General features: G+C 67.8%; 20 protein-coding genes. 16 read left to right on the plus strand and 4 right to left on the minus strand.

Going from position 1 to position 19,077, the window contains the following annotated elements:
- The first annotated feature begins 1 nt into the window (after position 1).
- The 11 genes from ftsW (at position 2) to ACOI2T_RS14145 (ending at position 10,505) form a co-directional block, all read left to right on the plus strand.
- On the plus strand, positions 2-1,597 hold the full coding sequence (gene ftsW, locus ACOI2T_RS14095; RefSeq protein ID WP_409501655.1) for a putative lipid II flippase FtsW: 1,596 nt from the start codon (positions 2-4) through the stop codon (positions 1,595-1,597).
- Between the two features lie 68 nt (positions 1,598-1,665).
- Positions 1,666-2,733 carry an undecaprenyldiphospho-muramoylpentapeptide beta-N-acetylglucosaminyltransferase gene (gene murG, locus ACOI2T_RS14100; protein ID WP_421877301.1) on the plus strand — a complete coding sequence of 356 codons (1,068 nt, stop codon included), beginning with the start codon at positions 1,666-1,668 and terminating at the stop codon, positions 2,731-2,733.
- Positions 2,730-4,187 carry a UDP-N-acetylmuramate--L-alanine ligase gene (gene murC, locus ACOI2T_RS14105; protein ID WP_067855501.1) on the plus strand — a complete coding sequence of 486 codons (1,458 nt, stop codon included), beginning with the start codon at positions 2,730-2,732 and terminating at the stop codon, positions 4,185-4,187. The genes murG and murC overlap by 4 nt, the downstream gene beginning before the upstream one ends.
- A complete protein-coding gene (locus ACOI2T_RS14110) occupies positions 4,184-5,113 on the plus strand; it encodes a cell division protein FtsQ/DivIB (protein WP_409501656.1) in 930 nt (309 codons plus the stop codon). Before murC ends, ACOI2T_RS14110 begins: the two co-directional genes overlap by 4 nt.
- Before the next feature lie 188 nt (positions 5,114-5,301).
- Complete coding sequence (gene ftsZ, locus ACOI2T_RS14115) at positions 5,302-6,465, plus strand: cell division protein FtsZ (RefSeq protein WP_067855507.1); 1,164 nt, start codon at positions 5,302-5,304, stop codon at positions 6,463-6,465.
- A gap of 35 nt (positions 6,466-6,500) precedes the next feature.
- A complete protein-coding gene (pgeF, locus tag ACOI2T_RS14120; protein WP_409501657.1) occupies positions 6,501-7,214 on the plus strand; it encodes a peptidoglycan editing factor PgeF in 714 nt (237 codons plus the stop codon).
- Positions 7,211-8,044 carry a YggS family pyridoxal phosphate-dependent enzyme gene (locus tag ACOI2T_RS14125; protein WP_409501658.1) on the plus strand — a complete coding sequence of 278 codons (834 nt, stop codon included), beginning with the start codon at positions 7,211-7,213 and terminating at the stop codon, positions 8,042-8,044. Before pgeF ends, ACOI2T_RS14125 begins: the two co-directional genes overlap by 4 nt.
- Positions 8,041-8,670 carry a cell division protein SepF gene (locus tag ACOI2T_RS14130; RefSeq protein WP_067855517.1) on the plus strand — a complete coding sequence of 210 codons (630 nt, stop codon included), beginning with the start codon at positions 8,041-8,043 and terminating at the stop codon, positions 8,668-8,670. The genes ACOI2T_RS14125 and ACOI2T_RS14130 overlap by 4 nt, the downstream gene beginning before the upstream one ends.
- 148 nt (positions 8,671-8,818) lie before the next feature.
- Entirely contained in the window at positions 8,819-9,109 is a 291-nt protein-coding gene (locus tag ACOI2T_RS14135; RefSeq protein ID WP_067855595.1) for a YggT family protein, read from the plus strand.
- A 207-nt stretch (positions 9,110-9,316) separates the two neighbouring features.
- On the plus strand, positions 9,317-10,126 hold the full coding sequence (gene wag31, locus ACOI2T_RS14140; RefSeq protein ID WP_067855520.1) for a DivIVA-like cell division protein Wag31: 810 nt from the start codon (positions 9,317-9,319) through the stop codon (positions 10,124-10,126).
- A gap of 61 nt (positions 10,127-10,187) precedes the next feature.
- Positions 10,188-10,505, plus strand: a complete 318-nt coding sequence (locus ACOI2T_RS14145) for a tumor necrosis factor receptor family protein (RefSeq protein ID WP_409501659.1) — start codon at positions 10,188-10,190, stop codon at positions 10,503-10,505.
- Here ACOI2T_RS14145 and ACOI2T_RS14150 read toward each other — a convergent pair.
- Entirely contained in the window at positions 10,502-11,170 is a 669-nt protein-coding gene (locus tag ACOI2T_RS14150; RefSeq protein WP_409501660.1) for a phosphoribosyltransferase, read from the minus strand. The two genes, ACOI2T_RS14145 and ACOI2T_RS14150, sit on opposite strands and share 4 nt — an antisense overlap.
- A gap of 44 nt (positions 11,171-11,214) precedes the next feature.
- Positions 11,215-11,937: a type 1 glutamine amidotransferase gene (locus tag ACOI2T_RS14155; RefSeq protein ID WP_409501661.1), complete on the minus strand. Its 723-nt coding sequence runs from the start codon at positions 11,935-11,937 to the stop codon at positions 11,215-11,217.
- 68 nt (positions 11,938-12,005) lie between these two features.
- Here ACOI2T_RS14155 and ACOI2T_RS14160 point away from each other — a divergent pair, with 68 nt between their 5' ends.
- Complete coding sequence (locus tag ACOI2T_RS14160) at positions 12,006-13,289, plus strand: HNH endonuclease (RefSeq protein ID WP_409501662.1); 1,284 nt, start codon at positions 12,006-12,008, stop codon at positions 13,287-13,289.
- Here the strand turns inward: ACOI2T_RS14160 and ACOI2T_RS14165 are convergent.
- Together ACOI2T_RS14165 and ACOI2T_RS14170 are read right to left on the minus strand one after the other, a co-directional pair.
- A complete protein-coding gene (locus tag ACOI2T_RS14165; RefSeq protein WP_409501663.1) occupies positions 13,286-13,945 on the minus strand; it encodes a response regulator in 660 nt (219 codons plus the stop codon). The two genes, ACOI2T_RS14160 and ACOI2T_RS14165, sit on opposite strands and share 4 nt — an antisense overlap.
- Positions 13,938-15,572, minus strand: coding sequence for a sensor histidine kinase (locus ACOI2T_RS14170; RefSeq protein WP_409501664.1), 1,635 nt, complete (start codon positions 15,570-15,572; stop codon positions 13,938-13,940). Before ACOI2T_RS14170 ends, ACOI2T_RS14165 begins: the two co-directional genes overlap by 8 nt.
- 124 nt (positions 15,573-15,696) lie before the next feature.
- On the opposite strand from ACOI2T_RS14170, the gene ACOI2T_RS14175 reads away from it, so the two are divergent.
- The 4 genes from ACOI2T_RS14175 to ACOI2T_RS14190 are packed head-to-tail and all read left to right on the plus strand — an operon-like array spanning position 15,697 to position 19,066.
- Positions 15,697-16,650, plus strand: coding sequence for a Bug family tripartite tricarboxylate transporter substrate binding protein (locus tag ACOI2T_RS14175; RefSeq protein ID WP_067858924.1), 954 nt, complete (start codon positions 15,697-15,699; stop codon positions 16,648-16,650).
- The gene (locus ACOI2T_RS14180) at positions 16,647-17,132 is read left to right on the plus strand and encodes a tripartite tricarboxylate transporter TctB family protein (protein ID WP_409501665.1); all 486 of its coding nucleotides are present in this window, start codon (positions 16,647-16,649) and stop codon (positions 17,130-17,132) included. The genes ACOI2T_RS14175 and ACOI2T_RS14180 overlap by 4 nt, the downstream gene beginning before the upstream one ends.
- Positions 17,133-18,677: a tripartite tricarboxylate transporter permease gene (locus ACOI2T_RS14185; protein WP_409501666.1), complete on the plus strand. Its 1,545-nt coding sequence runs from the start codon at positions 17,133-17,135 to the stop codon at positions 18,675-18,677.
- The gene (locus tag ACOI2T_RS14190) at positions 18,674-19,066 is read left to right on the plus strand and encodes a universal stress protein (protein WP_409501667.1); all 393 of its coding nucleotides are present in this window, start codon (positions 18,674-18,676) and stop codon (positions 19,064-19,066) included. Before ACOI2T_RS14185 ends, ACOI2T_RS14190 begins: the two co-directional genes overlap by 4 nt.
- Positions 19,067-19,077 lie beyond the last annotated feature (11 nt).

Below are 19,077 nucleotides of genomic sequence, written 5' to 3' on the forward strand. Positions count from 1 at the left end.
CGTGGGCGGGATCCTCACCCGGTTGCGCCGTCGTGGCGGCGGAACCGAGGGTGACGTGAAAGGCGCTGCGGCCGCCGCGCCGGCGCAGGGGGCCTCGGAGGCCGCCGCTGCGGCGAAACTGCCGCGCACGCGGTTCGGCGCCTGGCTCGGCCGGCCGATGACGTCGTTTCACCTCATCATCGCCGTCACCGCACTGCTCACCACGCTCGGGCTGATCATGGTGCTCTCGGCGTCGGGCGTGTACTCCTACGACGCCGACGGTTCGCCGTGGGCGGTGTTCGGCCGCCAGGTGTTGTGGACGGCGATCGGCCTGGTGGCGTTCTACGTCGCGCTGCGGATGCCGGTCAAGACCTTGCGCCGGCTGGCGTTCCCCGGCTTCGCGCTCACCATCGTGTTGCTCATCCTCGTGCTCATTCCAGGAATCGGCAAGGTGGCCAACGGTTCTCGCGGCTGGTTCGTCGTCGCCGGTTTCTCGATGCAGCCCTCGGAGCTGGCCAAGATCGCCTTCGCGATCTGGGGTGCGCACCTGCTGGCCGCGCGCCGGCTCGAACGCGCGTCGTTGCGCGAGATGCTCATTCCGCTCGTGCCCGCCGCGGTGATCGCGCTCGCGCTCATCGTGGCCCAGCCCGACCTCGGGCAGACGGTGTCGCTGGGCATCATCCTGCTCGGCCTGCTCTGGTACGCCGGTCTGCCGCTGCGGGTGTTCCTGTCCTCGATGCTCGCGGTCATGGTGTCGGCCGCGATACTCGCGGTGTCCGAGGGCTACCGGTCCGACCGCGTGCAGTCGTGGCTGAACCCGGGCGCCGACGCGCAGGGCTCGGGCTACCAGGCGCGCCAGGCCCGGTTCGCGCTCGCCAACGGCGGGATCTTCGGCGACGGGCTCGGCCAGGGCACCGCCAAGTGGAACTACCTGCCCAACGCGCACAACGACTTCATCTTCGCGATCATCGGTGAGGAACTCGGTCTCATCGGCGCGCTCGGCCTGCTGGCCCTGTTCGGCCTGTTCGCCTATACGGGCATGCGCATCGCGCGCCGCTCGGCCGATCCGTTCCTGCGGCTGCTCGCCGCGACCACCACGCTGTGGGTGGTGGGCCAGATGTTCATCAACGTCGGCTACGTCGTGGGTCTGCTTCCCGTCACCGGGCTGCAGCTGCCGCTGATCTCGGCCGGCGGATCGTCGCAGGCCACGACGCTGCTGATGATGGGCCTGATCACCAACGCGGCCCGCCACGAACCGGATGCGGTCGCGGCGCTTCGGGCCGGACGCGACGACCGGATGAACCGGCTGCTGCGGCTGCCCCTTCCCGAACCCTATGTGCCCACCCGCCTGGAGGCCGTGCGCGACCGGCTGCGGTCGAAATCGGCCCGCACAGCGGCCAAGCCGCCGCGCAAAGCGGAGCGCAGGCCCGACCGCAAGGCCGCGAAGGCCGCCAACCCGGCCAAGGCAACCGCCAGGCGCAAGACGAACCCGGCGCGCCGGGCGCGCACCGGCGGGCAGCCGCCGGTGGCGGCCGGTAGATCGTCGGTCCGATATGGTTCTGGCCAGCGAAACCAGGGCCGTCGGGCCCGCACACTGGAAGGTCAACGTCACGGGTGAGCGAGGGTTCTCGGGGGATATCGGTCGTGCTGGCCGGCGGCGGGACCGCAGGTCACGTCGAGCCGGCGATGGCGGTGGCCGATGCGCTGCGCGCACTCGACCCCGCTGTGCGGATCACCGCCCTCGGTACGCAGCGCGGGCTGGAGACCCGGCTCGTCCCACAGCGCGGTTATGACCTTGAGCTGATCACGCCCGTACCGCTGCCACGCAAGCCGTCCGGAGATCTGGTGCGCCTCCCGCTGCGCGTGCGCACGGCGATCCGCCAGACCCGGTCGGTGTTGTCGAACGTCGAGGCCGACGTGGTGGTGGGGTTCGGCGGCTACGTCGCGTTGCCTGCCTATCTGGCGGCCAGGGGCGGCATCGCGCGGCGGCGACGCGCGGTGCCGGTCGTGATCCACGAGGCCAACGCGAGTGCCGGACTGGCCAACCGGGTCGGCGCGCGGTCGGCCCGCCGGGTGCTCTCCGCGGTGCCCGATCCCGGTCTACGCGACGTCGAGGTGGTCGGGGTGCCGGTGCGGGCCGCGATCACATCGTTGGACCGCAAGGCCCTGCGCGCCGAGGCCCGCGCGTTCTTCGGTTTCGCCGAGGACGCCAAGGTGTTGTTGGTGTTCGGCGGTTCGCAAGGTGCACAGTCGATCAACCGCGCAGTGTCGGCCGCGGCCGAAAAGCTTGCGGCGGCCGGCATTTCGGTGCTGCACGCGCACGGCCCGAAGAACACGCTGCAGCTGCCAACGCCACAGGCCGACGCACCCCCCTACGTCGCGGTGCCATACCTGGACCGCATGGACCTGGCCTATGCCGCAGCCGATCTGGCGATCTGCCGGTCCGGCGCGATGACGGTCGCCGAGGTCACCGCGGTCGGCCTGCCCGCGATCTATGTGCCGCTGCCCATCGGCAACGGTGAGCAGCGCCTCAATGCGGGCCCGGTGGTTTCGGCGGGCGGCGGCATCGTCGTCTACGACGCCGATCTCACCGGAAGCTTCGTCGCCGACACCGTGGTCAGCCTGCTCACCGACGACGCCAAACTCTCGGCGATGACGGCGGCCGCGGCTCTCTCGGGTCATCCCGATGCGGCCCGGCGCGTGGCCGAGGTCGTGCTGGATGTGGCACGGGCCGAACGAAAGAGGGCGCAGTGAACGCCAATTCACTACCGCCCGAGCTCGAGCGCGTGCACATGGTCGGCATCGGCGGTGCCGGGATGTCGGGTGTCGCGCGGATCCTGCTCGACCGCGGCGGCCTGGTGTCGGGATCCGACGCCAAAGAGTCACGCAGCGTGGTGGCGCTGCGTGCCAGGGGTGCCGAGATCCGGATCGGCCATGACGCGTCGTCACTCGACCTGTTGCCCGGCGGGCCGACCGCGGTCGTCACGACGCATGCTGCGATACCCAAGACCAATCCCGAACTGGTCGAGGCCCGGCGGCGCGGCATCCCCGTCATCCTGCGGCCGGTGGTGCTGGCCAAGCTGATGGTCGGGTACACCACGCTCATGGTGACCGGGACCCACGGCAAGACGACCACGACGTCGATGCTCATCGTGGCGTTGCAGCACAGCGGTTTCGACCCGTCGTTCGCGGTCGGCGGGGATCTGGGGGAGGCCGGCACCAACGCCCATCACGGCAGCGGCCGGTGTTTCGTGGCCGAGGCCGACGAAAGCGACGGCTCACTGCTCGAGTACACGCCGGATATCGCGGTGGTGACCAACATCGAGGCCGACCATCTGGACTTCTTCGGCAGTGAGGCGGCCTATACCGCGGTCTTCGACTCGTTCGTCGAACGGATCGCACCCGGCGGCGCGCTCGTCGCTTGCACCGATGATCCAGGCGCGGCCGCGCTCGCCGATCGCACCGAAGCGCTCGGGATCCGGGTGCTGCGCTACGGCAGTACCGGCGAGAACCTGGCCGGGACACTGCTGAGTTGGGACCAGCAGGGCACCGGCGCGGTGGCACACATCCAGCTTGCTGGTGAGCCGCATCCACGGGCCATCCGGCTCGCGGTACCCGGCAGGCACATGGCGCTCAATGCCCTCGCGGCGGTGCTCGCCGCAGTCCAGGTCGGCGCGCCTGCCGAGGTCGTGCTCGACGGGTTGGCCGGATTCGAAGGCGTCCGTAGGCGTTTCGAGCTGGTCGGTTCGGTCGGCGGGGTTCGGGTTTTCGACGACTACGCGCACCATCCCACCGAGGTCCGGGCGACGCTGGAGGCGGCCCGCATGGTCGCCGATCAGGCCGGTGGACGGTCGATCGTGGCGTTCCAACCGCATTTGTATTCGCGCACAGCGACATTCGCGCGTGACTTCGGCGCCGCGTTGAGCACGGCCGACGAGGTCTTCGTGCTCGACGTATACGGCGCGCGCGAACAGCCGATGCCCGGGATCAGCGGCGCCACGGTCGCCGAGCACGTCACCGTCCCGGTGACCTATGTGCCGGATTTCTCGGCGGTTGCCGCGTCGGTGGCGGCGTCGGCCCGGTCGGGTGATGTCGTGCTCACCATGGGGGCGGGCGACGTGACGATGCTGGGCAGCGAGATCTTGACCGAATTGCAGATCAAGGCCAACCGCAGCGCCCCTGGACGGTCGGGGACGGGTTCGTCGTGACCGAGCCGGGTCCCCAGGCCGGCCCCGAAAGCACTGCCGCCGAATCGAATCCGGCAGAGCCCGAGCACGCGCAGGCCGAATCGACGATGCCGCCTGCCGCCTCGGAGGACTATGAGGGGCCGCGACGGCGGGCGCGCCGCGAGCGCGCCGAGCGCCGGGCCGCCCGCGATCGCGCCATCGCGATCGAACAGGCGCGCCGCGAAGCCAAGCGCCGCGTCGACGGATCATCGGCCGAGGCACCGAAAACCCTTGCCAGAGGTACGATTCGAGGCCTCAAGGTGCTCCTGTGGACGGCTCTGGCCAGCGTGCTGGCGGTGGCGCTCGGCCTGGTCTTGTACTTCACGCCGATCATGTCCGCCCGCAATGTGGTGGTTTCCGGTTTGGCTGCGTTGCCTCAGGAGGAGGTGCTCGCGGCGGCCGCGGTGGTGCCCGGCACACCGCTGTTGCAGATCAACACCGATGCGGTGGCCGAACGGGTGGCGACCATCCGCCGTGTCGCGACCGCCCGCGTGCAGCGGGAGTATCCGTCGACATTGCGGATCACCGTCGTCGAGCGGGTGCCCGTCGTGGTCAAGGACTATCCGGACGGTCCGCACCTGTTCGACCGGGACGGTGTCGACTTCGCGACCGAACCCCCGCCGCCGGCACTGCCGTATCTCGATGCCGACAACCCCGGTCCCAACGATCCCGCGACCCAGGCCGCGCTTGAGGTGATGTTGGCGTTGCCTCCGGAGGTCGTCGGCCAGGTCGGCCGGGTCGCCGCACCGTCGGTCGCGTCGATCACGTTGACGCTCACCGATGGTCGGGTCGTGGTGTGGGGGACGACCGACCGCACCAAGGAGAAGGCGCTGAAGCTCGCGGCGCTGTTGACCCAGCCCGGTCGCACGTACGACGTCTCGAGTCCGGACCTGCCGACCGTCAAGTGATTTCGGACGCATTCTCCGAAATTGCCGCGCGACGCGTCGGCGCGCCTGCCGCGATAGGTCCCGTTGTCCCCCTACCGTTCTGTTTGCGCAGAACTACTTGACATAACTCTAAGCCTATGGTTGAGGTTGAGAGTTTGCAGGAGAGGGGTTCGGCGCCCAATAACGGCAACCAGGGAGGAAGACGATCCATGACCCCCCCGCATAACTACCTAGCGGTAATCAAGGTGGTTGGTATCGGCGGCGGCGGCGTCAACGCCGTCAACCGGATGATCGAACAGGGCCTGAAGGGCGTCGAGTTCATCGCGATCAATACCGACGCCCAGGCGCTGTTGATGAGCGATGCCGACGTCAAGCTCGATGTCGGCCGCGATTCCACCCGTGGGCTTGGCGCGGGCGCCGATCCCGAGGTCGGTCGCAAGGCGGCCGAGGATGCCAAGGACGACATCGAGGAGCTGCTGCGCGGCGCCGACATGGTGTTCGTCACGGCAGGCGAAGGCGGCGGCACCGGCACCGGCGGTGCACCGGTGGTCGCGACCATCGCGCGCAAGCTCGGTGCGCTGACCGTCGGCGTGGTGACGCGGCCGTTCTCGTTCGAGGGAAAGCGCCGCTCCAACCAGGCCGAAGCCGGTATCACCGCGCTGCGCGAGAGCTGCGACACCCTCATCGTCATCCCCAACGACCGGCTGTTGCAGATGGGCGATGCCGCGGTGTCGCTCATGGACGCCTTCCGCAGCGCGGATGAGGTGCTGCTCAACGGCGTTCAGGGCATCACCGACCTGATCACCACGCCCGGCCTGATCAACGTCGACTTCGCCGACGTCAAGGGCGTCATGAGCGGCGCGGGTACGGCGCTCATGGGCATCGGCTCGGCCCGCGGCGACGGGCGTGCGCTCAAGGCCGCCGAGATCGCGATCAATTCACCGCTGCTGGAAGCCTCGATGGAGGGCGCGCAGGGCGTGCTGCTCTCGGTCGCGGGCGGCAGCGACCTCGGCCTGTTCGAGATCAACGAGGCGGCATCGCTCGTGCAGGACGCCGCGCATCCCGAGGCCAACATCATCTTCGGCACGGTGATCGACGACTCACTCGGCGATGAGGTCAGAGTCACCGTCATCGCGGCCGGGTTCGACACCACCGGGCCGAGCCGTAAGCCGGTCGTCGGGCCGAGCCAGGCCCAGACCCAGCCGATCGCGTCGGGCCGGGCGGGCAAGGTCACCACGTCGCTGTTCGAGCCGACGGATGCGGTGAGCGTCCCGGCGCACACCAACGGCGCGACCGTCAGTATCGGCGGCGACGGAAACGACGGAGGCATCGCCGACGACGATGTCGACGTGCCGCCGTTCATGCGGCACTGAGCCGGGCGCCGGCAGCGGGTCCGGATACTGGAATCGTGAGTCTTCGTGTACGGCGCGTGACCACCACCCGCGCCGGCGGCGTGTCAGCGCCGCCCTTCGATTCGTTCAATCTCGGCGACCACGTCGGTGACGATCCGGCCGCCGTGGCCGCCAACCGTAAGCGGTTGGCTTCGGCCATCGGCGCAGACGGCGTCGTGTGGATGAATCAGGTGCACAGCGACCGGGTGGTCACGGTCGACGGTCCGCAGGCCGCCGCGGTCGATAAAACCGACGCATTGGTGACCGCCACTCCCGGTTTGGCTTTGGCGGTGGTAACCGCCGATTGTGTCCCGGTATTAATGGCCGATGCGCGCGCGGGTGTGGTCGCGGCCGCCCATGCCGGCCGGGTCGGCGCACAGAAAGGCATCGTGGCCCGCACTCTCGAGGCGATGCTGGCCGCGGGTGCGCATGTCGAAGACATCTCGGTGCTGCTCGGCCCCGCGGTGAGCGGACGCAATTACGAAGTTCCCGAGGATATGGCCGCCGAGGTCGAGGCCGCGCTTCCCGGCAGCCGCACCACGACATCGCGGGGTACGCCCGGTTTGGACCTGCGGGCTGGAATTGCCCGGCAATTAACGGCTTTGGGTGTGAAGGCGATCGATGTCGATCCGCGGTGCACAGTTGACGACCCCAATCTGTTCAGCCACCGCCGAGACGCTCCGACCGGCCGCCTGGCCTGTCTGGTGTGGCTGGAATCGAGTTCTCGATGAGTACCGCGCAGCGTCAGCGTGATGCCGACCGGACGGCCGAACTGACTGCCGCGCTCGGTGCCGCGCGGGCTCGCCTGGCGCGTGCGGCGGAATCGGCGGGCCGGCGCGTCAATGAAATCGAATTACTTCCGGTGACGAAATTCTTTCCGGCCACCGACATTCTTATTCTCAACCAATTAGGTTGCCTCGCTTTTGGTGAATCCCGCGAACAGGAAGCCGCGAATAAAATAAAGGCGGTGCGTGCCGAATTGCCCGAAACGCCAATTCGCTGGCACATGGTGGGCCGCATCCAGCGGAACAAGGCGCGCGCGGTCGCCGCGTGGGCATATGCCGCGCACTCGGTCGACAGCGCGCGCCTCATCACCGCGCTGGACCGGGCCGCGGGGGAGGCGCTTGCCGACGGCGTCCGCACCCAGCCGCTGCGCATCTACCTACAGATAAGCCTCGACGGTGACACCGAACGGGGCGGCGTGGACGTGAACGATCCCGAACTCGTCGACGAACTGTGCGCGGCCGCGCATGCGACGGACGGATTGCAGTTCGTCGGGTTGATGGGAATCCCGCCGTTGGACGCCGATCCGGAGGAGGCGTTCGCGCGGCTCGCAGCGGAACGGGAGCGGGTTCAGCGCGACTACCGGCAGCGGCTGGAGCTGTCGGCCGGCATGTCCGGCGACCTCGAAGTCGCCGTCAAACACGGATCGACGTGTGTGCGTGTCGGTACCGCGTTAATGGGTCGGCGGCCGCTAACGTCACCCCCAGTAGTCACTCCAGTCACATCTTCATCACAGACATCAGAACTTCCACGGTCAGCAGAAGGGTCGCCGCGATGAGCACACTGCATAAGGTCAAGGCCTACTTCGGTATGGCACCGATGGAGGATTACGACGACGAGTACTACGAGGACGACGATCGCGGCGTCGCCCGCGGCGGCTACACCCGCCGGCCTCGCGAAGAGCGTTTCGAAGAAGACGCCTACGGCTACGAGGCCCGCGAGTACGACGAGGGGCCGGCCTACCGGGGCGGTTATCCCGACGAGGCCCGGTTCGAGCCCCGGATGCGCGGTCCGCGTGAATTCGACCGCCCCGCGCCGCGACTGGGTGCGATGCGGGGTTCCACCCGCGGCGCGCTCGCGATGGATCCGCGCCGCATGGCCGAGTTGTTCGAGGCCGGTAGCCCGCTTTCGAAGATCACGACGCTGCGTCCCAAGGATTACAGCGAGGCCCGCACCATCGGCGAGCGGTTCCGCGACGGCACCCCGGTGATCATGGATCTGGTGTCGATGGACAACGCCGACGCCAAGCGTCTCGTCGACTTCGCGGCTGGTCTGGCCTTCGCCCTGCGTGGCTCGTTCGACAAGGTCGCCACCAAGGTCTTCCTGCTGTCACCCGCCGATGTCGACGTCAGCGCCGAGGAGCGCCGCCGTATCGCCGAAGCCGGCTTCTACTCCTACCAGTAGTCCGTCGCTGCGCCGACCGGTTGTGGTCACCACGGCCGGGTAGGCTGGCGGCGTCGCATAACCGGTTGGTCGCGTCGCGTCTGCGGCAGTCAACCCACAGCGACCTGTATCCAATGTCACACATCTGTCTGTAGTGAGGTCGGCTCAGTTGTCGCTGTTCTTTCAGATCCTTGGTTTCGCGCTGTTCATCTTCTGGCTGCTGCTCATCGCGCGGGTGGTCGTCGAGTTCATCCGATCGTTCAGCAGGGACTGGCACCCGAAGGGCTTCACGGTCGTGGTGCTCGAGCTCATCATGACCGTCACCGATCCGCCGGTGAAGCTGCTTCGACGGCTCATTCCGCAGCTCACGATAGGCGCGGTCCGGTTCGATCTGTCGATCATGGTGCTGCTGCTGGTGGCGTTCATCGGGATGCAGCTCGCCTTCGGCGCGGCGGTCTGAACCCGGCCGCACGCCGGCCGGTCGACGGCCTCGGGAGGCGTTTGCCGGACGGTCCAAAAAGGCGTAAGAAGATTGAAATTCACTCTTAAAAATTGACCTCCACTGCAACCGCCGGGTCTGGTGTGACAGGATGGACGCCAGTTGCGTTCAAACAAGGCTCTACACTTTGAGATCGGTTGACGGTCCAAGACTTCAAGGGGGCAGACAATGCCGCTCACACCAGCGGACGTCCACAACGTCGCGTTCAGCAAGCCGCCGATTGGCAAGCGGGGCTACAACGAGGACGAGGTCGACGCCTTTCTCGATCTGGTTGAGAACGAGCTGACCCGGCTGATCGAAGAGAATGCCGATCTCCGGCAGCGCGTCGCTGAGCTCGACTCCGAGCTCTCGTCTGCGCGCGCGGGCGGCGGCGCCCAGGCGACTCAGTCGATCCCGTTGTACGAGCCCGAGCCCGAGCCTGCCCCGGCTCCGCAACCGGTGTACGAGGCCCCGCCGCAGCCGGCCGCCGCGCCGAGCGAGGACACCGCGGTTCGCGCGGCCCGCGTGCTGAGCCTCGCGCAGGACACCGCGGATCGCCTCACGAGCACCGCGAAGGCCGAATCCGACAAGCTCCTCGCCGATGCGCGCGCCCAGGCCGATGCCATGGTCAGCGATGCCCGCAAGACCGCCGAGACCACGGTGTCCGAGGCACGTCAGCGCGCCGATGCGATGCTGGCCGACGCCCAGACCCGGTCGGAGACGCAGCTGCGGCAGGCGCAGGAGAAGGCCGACGCCCTTCAGGCCGACGCCGAGCGCAAGCACTCCGAGATCATGGGAACGATCAATCAGCAGCGCACCGTGCTGGAAGGCCGGTTGGAGCAGCTGCGGACGTTCGAGCGCGAGTACCGCACCCGACTCAAGACCTACCTGGAATCGCAGCTTGAGGAGCTCGGTCAGCGTGGCTCGGCCGCGCCGGTCGATTCGAGCGCCAACAACGACGCGAGCGGGTTCGGTCAGTTCAACCGAGGCAACAACTAACCGCTCTCGTAGGCTGACCTGAACCGGCCCGGCCATCGGGCCACAGACCTAGGGTTGAACAATGCTGATCATTGCGCTCGTGCTTGCCGTCATCGGCTTGGCCGCGCTCGTGACCGCCGTGGTCACCAGTAATGAATTGATCGCCTGGGTCTGCATCGGCGCCAGCGTGCTCGGCGTCGTGCTCCTCATCGTCGACGCGCTGCGGGAGCGCTCGCGGGGCACCAAGGCCGCGGCCGAATCCGACGAGGAAACCGAGGACGCGGTCGCGACGGACACCGACGAGCCGGTGGACTACCCCGACGAACCGACGGAAGCCGAGCCGGAGCCCCGCTCCGACGATGTCGCGGTGGACGAGGCCACCGAGGAGCGCAAGAACTAGCCGGTTGTCGGCGCGGCCAGCAGGCGACGCACTTCGTCGTCGCTGACCTGGTGAAAGTCGGCGAATGCCTGACCTACCGATTCGAAATCCATCGGCGTGCTCGCACACACCACCTCGTCGGCCTCGCTGTTGAGCTGACTGCAGACCGTCGCAGGCCCCACCGGGACCGCAACCACCACGCGCCGGGCGGCGCGCACGGCCCGGACCGCGGCAAGCATGCTCGAACCGGTCGCGATGCCGTCGTCGACGAGAATCACCGTTCGGTCGGTCAGGTCGGGCGCGGGACGATCGCCGCGGTATGCGCGTTCGCGCCGTTCCAATTCGACGGTCTCGCGGCGGATTGCTTCGGCCACCTGGTCTTCGCTGATACCGAGCCGTCGGACCAGACTGTCATTGATCACCATGCCGCCGCCCGATGCCAACGCGCCCATGGCGAGTTCCTGCCATTGCGGTACGCCGAGCTTGCGGACCAGGAAGACGTCCAGTGGCGCGTCGAGAAACGACGCGACTTCCCACGCGATCGGGACCCCGCCCCGCGCCAGGCCGAGGACCAGCACATCGGGATCACCCCGATAGGACACCAGGCGCTGCGCGAGGACCTGACCGGCCTCGCGGCGGTCCTGGAACGTGCGTGCCACGTCCCGTCGGACGCTCCATGCGCTCATAACGGTCTGTGATGCGGTCGGAAACTCCCACCGACCGTTCCAGCCTACGTCGCAGGTTCTGCCCGTACCACCCTGTCGAGGAAGCCACGGACCAGCGCGCGCACCCGGACCGCCGCGTCGTCGGCGAGTTCCTTTGTCCGCAAACGCAATTCGTCATGGCTGCGGCCGGTTCCGACAACCTCGCCGTCACGGTCGTCGCCCAGCCACCCTTCCAGGAGCGCCGAATCGAGTTCGGGATGGAATTGCAGCGCGAGTGACCGGCCCAGCACGAATGCCTGCGAGGCCTGGGCGGTCCTGGCGATCTCGGTGGCTCCCGGTGGCAATGTCCACCGGTCGAAATGCCACTGGAACCACGGACCGCCGGGCACGAGGTCCGCGTCGTCGGTCGCGACGTCATACCAACCGATCTCCGGTGAGTCGGACCGACTGACCGATCCGCCGAACGCCTGCGCGAGCAGCTGGCCGCCGAAGCAGATACCGAGCACGCCCACTCCGGCATCGGCGGCTCGGCGCACCATTTCCATCTCGGCTCCGACCCACGTTTCGCGCAGCGCGTCGTCGTACACCGGCCAACGTGCCCCGAGTGGCACGATGACGTCGTATCCGGCGGGATCGGGGAACGTCACGTCGCCGGCGGGGGAGTCCACCCGCTCGGCCGGGACCACATCGAATGTGTCGATGTCGAAACCACACTCGGCGAACGCCTCGCCGAGTAGGGCCTCGGTCGCCATATGTTCGTTGCGGATGAACAGCACTCGCGGGGTCACGTCAGCATTATTCAGGACCGGGCGTCGCCGAACGTCAGTTGTCGGTGGGTGCGGGTAGTGTCGTCTATGTGTTCGAAAGTTTGTTCGATATCGATCCGGGGGCGTCGGAGCAACAGCTGCGCGCCCTGGTCGAGAAGTACGAACTGCTGAAACCGGCACTGGCGGCCGCCCAGGCCCGCGCGACGGCGTTGTGGGATGCCAAGCGCCGCGCCCGCGAAGCCGCCGACGGAGTGCCGGCCGCCAAACGCGGCAAAGGTTTGGCCGCCGAGGTCGCGTTGGCGCGGCGCGAGGCAACCAAGAAAGGCGACCAGTATCTCGGGCTGGCCAAAGCACTCGTCCACGAAATGCCCCACACCCTGGCCGCCCTGGAAGCCGGGATGCTCTCGGAATGGCGGGCCACCCTGATCGTGCGCGAATCGGCCTGCCTGGACGTGGAGGACCGGCGCCGGCTGGATGCCGAACTGTGCGCCGACATGACACGGCTGCAGGGCTGGGGCAACAGTCGGGTCAAGGCCGAGGCCCGCAAGATCGCGGTGCGCCTGGATGCCGCGGCGGTCGTCGAACGGGCAGCCAAGGCCGCCGCCGACCGCGGCGTGTGGATCCGCCCGGCCCCCGACACCATGGCGTATGTGACGGTGCTGTTGCCCGTCGACCGAGCCGTCGCGGTCTACGCCGCCTGCAAAAACGCCGCCGACACCACCTACGACGAGCGCAGCCGCGGCCAGATCATGGCCGACACCGTCTACGAACGCGTCACCGGCCGGCCCGCCCCCCAACCGGTACCGCTCGCCCTCAACCTCGTGATGGCCGACACCACGCTGGCCGGCGACGACGACGCAGCCGCATGGCTGGGCGACTACGGGCCGGTGCCCGCGGGTTTCGCCCGCACCCTGACCGGCGATGCCGTCGCCGACGCCGAGGTGAAAGCGACACTGCGGCGCCTGTACCGCCACCCCGACAGCGCGCAGCTGCTCGCCATGGAGTCGCGGGCCCGGATCTTCCCCAAAGGCCTGGCAAGGCTGCTCGAACTGCGCGACCAGACCTGTCGCACCCCGTACTGCGACGCGCCGATCCGCCACCACGACCACGCCGTCCCCACACATCACGACGGCCCCACAAGCGCACTCAACGGCCTCGGCCTGTGCGAAGCGTGCAACTACGCCAAAGAAGCACCCGGCTGGTCGGTCACCACCACCGACACCCACGGCAACCACACCGCCCAATACCGCACACCCACCGGCGCGGTCTACCACTCCACCGCCCCACCACTACCCGGACCACCCATCAGAACGACGGTAAGCATCATCGAAGACCAGATCACCATCGACCTGGTCACCTTCGAAGCCGCCTAAGTCGCCCGGTAACGCCGCTCGGGCCGGCCGGTGCCGTACTGCAGGCGCAGCTCCAGGGCCCCGGTGCTCAGGTAGTGCTCGAGATAGCGGCGGGCGCTCACCCGCGAAATCCCGACGAGCTCGGCGCACTCGGCCGCAGAGACCTCGCCCGCGGCGCGCACCGCATCCATGACGAGCCGGCCGGTCTCTGCGCCGAGCCCTTTCGGCAAAGGCGCTGTCGCGCTTGAGCTTCCGCCGAACAGTGCGTCGATCATCGATTGGCTCGCACCGCCTTCGGCGGCCAGCGCGTCGGCACGGGCCGCGAACGCGGCAAGCTTGGCGCGCAGCTGGTCGAACTCGAACGGTTTGATCAGATAGTCGGCGGCTCCACCGTCGAGTGCGCCTCGTACGGTGTCGAGTTCACGCGCGGCGGTGATCATGATGACGCCGACGAGGTTGCCTTCGGCGCGCAGTCGCTGCAAGACCTCCAGCCCGGTCATGTCGGGTAGATACACGTCGAGCAGGATCAGATCGGGCCGCAGTTCGGTGGCGGCGGTCAATGCCTCACCGCCGTTGCGTGCCACGCCGACGGCGCGGAAACCGTCGACGCGTTCGACGAATCGGCGATGAATCTCGGCGACCATGAAGTCGTCGTCGACGACGAGTACGTCACGCATGCACGGCCCGCTTGGTGTCCTCGGGCAACCGGACGACGAACGACGCCCCGCCATCGGGTCCGTCGGTGACCTCCACCGTGCCGCCGTGCTGCGCGGTGACGAGGCGCACCAGGGCCAGCCCGATGCCACGCCCGCCGGGCACGTCGGGCTTGGAGGTCACGCCTCGGGCGAAGATCATCTCCCGAAGATGTTCTGGCACACCGGGTCCGGAATCCGATACGGCGAGCAGCAAGCCGGCCGCGTCGTCGATTCGCACGCACACCTGCGCGGGCGTCGAGCCCACCGACACATCGACGGCATTGTCGATCAGATTGCCGAGCAACGTGATCACGTCGGTGGCGAGCGCGGGATCGAGCGCGCCGAGGTGGCTGTCGTCGGCCAGGCCCAGCGCCACCCCGCTCTCGGCGGCCAGTGACGTCTTTGCGATCAGCAAGGCGGCCACCGCCGGGTCCGAAATATGTTGGGTGACAGCCTCGTTGATTGCGGCGCGGCGACGCGTGAGCGTGCCGACCAGATCCCGCACCGCGTCGTACTCCTCGAGTTGGACCAATCCGGAGATGGTGTGGAGCTGATTGGCGAACTCGTGGGTCTGCGCCCGCAACGTGTCCGTGACGCTGCGGTGGGAAGACAATTGGGCCTGCAGGGCAGCGAGTTCGGTGCTGTCGCGCATGGTGGTCACCGTACCGATGCGTTGCCCCTGGCTGCTGGCCGCGCGCCGGTTGAGCGCCAACACGCGGGTCCGCGTTGCGATGATGACGTCGTGTTCGTCGGCGCGGTCGTCGTCGGCGGCAAGCAGGAAATCGACAACCGCGGGTTCGAGGCCCACCTCGTCGACGCGGCGCCCCACCGTGTCGGCGCTGATCCCCAGCAGATCGGATGCACTGTCGTTGAGCACCGTGATGACGCCGCCGGTGTTGACCGCCACCACACCCTCACGAATGCTGTGCAACAACGCTTCCCGGTGATCGGCGAGACTCGCGATCTCGGCGATGTCCAATCCACGCGTGTGACGCTTGATCCGCCGGGACAACAGCCATGAGGTCAGCAGGCCGAGCGCGGCGCCGATTCCCAGATAGATCAGCAACCGCTCGCCGGCGCCGCTGATCAACTCCCACACCGACGGATAACGTTCGCTCACCGAGACGATCGCCATAAGCTGCCCGGTTGCCGAGAGGATCGGCACCTGGCCGACCAGACTGTGCACGCCTTCGATATCGGTGTCGCCGAACCATGCCCGCCCCTCGTCGGCCCGGCTCTGACCCAGATCGACGCGCTGCCCGACCCGGCTGGGATCAGAAGACGTCCGTACGGTGCCCTGTGGATCGGTGATCTCGGCGAGATCGGCCCCGGACAGCGCGACCGCCCGGTCCACCTCGGGCGCCAGAATCTGGGCGGCGAACGGATCGCCGTAGCGATCGCGCACGATCGGGGTCGACGCGACGTTCTCTGCTACGGCGATCATGCGCTGTCCGCGGACATCGCGGAACTCGCGGGTGGATTGGGTCACCGAGACCGCGGCCACCGCGACGAGCACGACCGCGACCACGAGAAGCTGGAACACCAGGAATCTGCCCGCCAAGGTCCGGTCTCTCGGCAGGCCCCACAGTCTCGGCTGCGGTGAACTCAATGACCAATACTTCCTTTGCGTTCGAATCGGTGACCTGAGTCACTCTTTGGGTTCAGTATTGCTGAGCATCACATATGAGTGATTGGGGACTGCTGTGACGTTTCGACGATTGTGCGCCGCGCTGATGGTCGCGTTGGTCGCGACCATGTTGGCGACGGCTTGCGGGGTCACTCGCGGCGATGAGTCCCGCGGTTTGCACCGGCTGCGCATGATGGTGCCGAACAGTCCGGGCGGCGGCTACGACCTCACCGCCCGCACCGCGGTCAAGATCATGGAAGACACCGACATCACCGGGCGCATCGAGGTCTTCAACGTCATCGGCGCCGGCGGGACGGTCGCGATGGCGCGGCTCATGAACGAAAAGGGCAACGACGACCTCATGATGATGATGGGGCTCGGCGTGGTGGGCGCGGTGTACACGAACGGATCGTCGGCGCGGGCCTCCGACGCGACCGCGCTGGCCAAGATGGTCGAGGAGCAGGAAGGCATCCTCGTACCGGGTGACTCACCGTTCCGCACGATCGGCGATCTGGTGGCGGCGTGGAAGGCCGATCCGGCCAAGGTCACCATCGGCGGTGGGTCCTCACCGGGCGGGCCCGATCACCTGTTCCCGATGGAAACCGCACGTGCGGTCGGAATCGACCCGCGCACCGTCAACTACATCACCTACGACGGGGGCGGCGATCTCCTGACCGCGCTGTTGGGCAAGAAGATCGCGGCAGGTACGACGGGGCTCGGTGAGTTCGTCGACCAGATCGAGGCCGGCCAGGTGCGGGTGCTCGCGGTCTCCGGCAAGGAGCGGGTGGAAGGCGTCGACGCGCCGACGCTCACGGAGGCCGGCATCGACCTCACCTTCACGAACTGGCGCGGGATCCTGGCTCCGCCAGGCATATCCGGTGATGCCAAACAGGCCATGGTGCAGGCACTGACCGATCTGCACGGAACCCAGGAGTGGAAGGACGCGCTGGTCAAGAACGGCTGGAGCGACGCCTTCACGACCGGGCCGGAATTCGAGCAGTTCCTGCGGGATCAGGACAACCGCGTCTCGACGACGCTGACGGAATTGGGGTTGCTGTGAAAGTCGACAAGGCCCAGTATCTCGTCTGTCTCGTCCTCGTCGTGGTCGGCGGGTTCCTGATCTTCGACGCGCTGACGCTCGCGGAGGGGTTCGCGAAGGTCGATCCGGTCGGCCCGAAGCTGTTCCCGCTCGTCATCGGAATCGTGCTCATCGTCCTTGCGGTGGTGTTGGCGGTCGCGATTCCCCGCGGCTCGGTCGGTGAGGCCGACGCCGGCGAGGACGTCGATCCCAATTCGCCGGGGGATTGGCGCACGGTCGGTTTGCTCGTGGGCCTGTTCGTGTTGGTGATCGTGCTCGTCGAGCCGCTCGGCTGGGCGATCACCGGCACGCTGCTGTTCGCCGGGGCGGCAACGATTCTCGGCAACCGTCACTACGTCCGCAACATCGCGATCGGCGCGGTGCTGTCGGTCGCGAGTTTCTACGCGTTCTACTCCGGGCTCGGGATCCCGCTGCCCGCAGGCATTCTGGACGGGATTCTGTAAATGGAAAACTTCGACTGGCTTCTGCAGGGGTTCGCCGAGGCGGCGACTCCGATGAACCTGCTGTACGCGGTCATCGGCGTGCTGCTGGGCACCGCGGTGGGTGTGCTGCCGGGTATCGGCCCGGCGATGACGGTGGCGCTGCTGCTGCCCGTCACCTACAACGTCAGCCCCAGTGCGGCGTTCATCATGTTCGCCGGCATCTTCTACGGCGGCATGTACGGCGGGTCGACGACCTCGATCCTGCTGAACACGCCGGGCGAATCGTCGTCGGTGATCACGGCTATCGAGGGCAACAAGATGGCCAAGGCCGGGCGGGCCGCACAAGCTCTGGCAACCGCGGCCATCGGATCGTTCGTGGCAGGCGCGATCGGCACGGCCCTGCTCGCCGCGTTCGCACCGCCGATCTCGCGCTTCGCGGTGACGCTCGGCGCCCCGTCGTACCTGGCGATCATGCTGTTCGCACTCGTCGCGGTGACCGCGGTGCTCGGTGCGTCGAAACTGCGGGGCGCGATCTCGCTGTTCCTCGGTCTGGCGATCGGTGTGGTCGGCATCGACTTCCTGACCGGCCAGCCGCGCGCGACGTTCGGCCTGCCCCAGTTGTCGGACGGCATCGACATCGTGGTGATCGCGGTCGCGATCTTCGCGCTCGGCGAAGCCCTGTGGGTGGCGGCCCATCTGCGGCGCCGTCCCGCCGACGTCATTCCGGTGGGCCGGCCGTGGATGAGCCGCCAGGACTTCGCGCGGTCCTGGAAGCCGTGGTTGCGGGGCACCGCATACGGATTCCCGTTCGGTGCACTGCCGGCCGGCGGCGCCGAACTGCCGACGTTCCTGTCCTACATCACCGAAAAGCGGCTGTCGAAGCACAAAGAGGAGTTCGGCAAGGGCGCGATCGAAGGCGTGGCCGGGCCGGAGGCGGCCAACAACGCTTCGGCCGCAGGCACCCTCGTGCCGATGCTGTCGCTGGGCCTGCCCACCAACGCGACCGCGGCGGTGATGCTGACCGCGTTCGTATCGTACGGAATCCAGCCGGGCCCAACTCTTTTCGAGAAAGAGCCGCTGCTCATCTGGACGCTGATCGCGAGCCTGTTCATCGGCAACTTCCTGTTGTTGGTGCTCAACCTGCCCCTGGCGCCGCTGTGGGCCAAACTGCTTCGCACCCCACGGCCGTACCTGTATGCCGGCATCCTGTTCTTCGCGACGCTCGGCGCGCTCGCCGTCAACGTGCAAGCGCTGGACCTGGCGCTGCTGCTGGTCTTCGGGCTGCTGGGATTGATGATGCGCCGCTTCGGATTGCCGGTGCTGCCGCTCATCATCGGCGTCATCCTCGGTCCACGCATCGAACGACAACTGCGCCAGAGCCTGCAACTCGGCGGTGGTGACTGGACGAGTCTGTTCACCGAACCCGTGGCGATCGTGACCTACGTGCTCATGGCGATCCTGCTGCTGATGCCGTTGGTGCTCAAGTTGATGCACCGCAGCGAGGAGACCCTGCTGATCGTCGAGGACGACGCGGATCAACAGCAGAAAGCGCAGGCCCAGCGATGATTGTCGTCGGTTACAGCGCAGACCCGTTCGGCCGCGCCGCCATCGAGCACGGCATCGCGGAGGCCAAGCTACGCAACACCGGTCTGCTGGTGATCAACGCGACCTCGGGAGACGCCTACGTCGACGCCCGGTTCGCGCGGTCCGGTGAGATCCACGACGTCGAGGAGCAGCTGCGGGAGAGCGGCGTGAGCTACGAACTCCGCCAGCCCGTCGGTGTCGACGCGGCCGAGGAGCTACTGAACGCGATGGACAGTCCCGACGCCGATCTGCTGGTGATCGGCATCAGGCATCGCAGCCCGGTGGGCAAGCTGCTGCTCGGCAGTGTGTCGCAGCGGCTGCTGCTGGAGTGCCTCAAACCCGTGCTGGCCGTCAAGCCGAAGGGATACTGAGACAGCCACCG

Origin of the sequence: Mycolicibacterium wolinskyi str. Jessa 2025 (assembly GCF_049241375.1) — a bacterium.
GTDB classification, from domain to species: Bacteria; Actinomycetota; Actinomycetes; order Mycobacteriales; family Mycobacteriaceae; genus Mycobacterium; species Mycobacterium wolinskyi.

Bases quoted from the DNA above. Each gene is read 5' to 3' on its own strand.
- murG (WP_421877301.1), top strand. From the start codon at position 1,666: ATGGCGGTGGCCGATGCGCTGCGCGCACTCGACCCCGCTGTGCGGATC.
- ftsZ (WP_067855507.1), top strand. From the start codon at position 5,302: ATGACCCCCCCGCATAACTACCTAGCGGTAATCAAGGTGGTTGGTATC.
- ACOI2T_RS14125 (WP_409501658.1), top strand. From the start codon at position 7,211: ATGAGTACCGCGCAGCGTCAGCGTGATGCCGACCGGACGGCCGAACTG.
- ACOI2T_RS14130 (WP_067855517.1), top strand. From the start codon at position 8,041: ATGAGCACACTGCATAAGGTCAAGGCCTACTTCGGTATGGCACCGATG.
- wag31 (WP_067855520.1), top strand. From the start codon at position 9,317: ATGCCGCTCACACCAGCGGACGTCCACAACGTCGCGTTCAGCAAGCCG.
- ACOI2T_RS14145 (WP_409501659.1), top strand. From the start codon at position 10,188: ATGCTGATCATTGCGCTCGTGCTTGCCGTCATCGGCTTGGCCGCGCTC.
- ACOI2T_RS14150 (WP_409501660.1), bottom strand. From the start codon at position 11,170: ATGAGCGCATGGAGCGTCCGACGGGACGTGGCACGCACGTTCCAGGAC.
- ACOI2T_RS14165 (WP_409501663.1), bottom strand. From the start codon at position 13,945: ATGCGTGACGTACTCGTCGTCGACGACGACTTCATGGTCGCCGAGATT.
- ACOI2T_RS14175 (WP_067858924.1), top strand. From the start codon at position 15,697: ATGGTCGCGTTGGTCGCGACCATGTTGGCGACGGCTTGCGGGGTCACT.
- ACOI2T_RS14185 (WP_409501666.1), top strand. From the start codon at position 17,133: ATGGAAAACTTCGACTGGCTTCTGCAGGGGTTCGCCGAGGCGGCGACT.
- ACOI2T_RS14190 (WP_409501667.1), top strand. From the start codon at position 18,674: ATGATTGTCGTCGGTTACAGCGCAGACCCGTTCGGCCGCGCCGCCATC.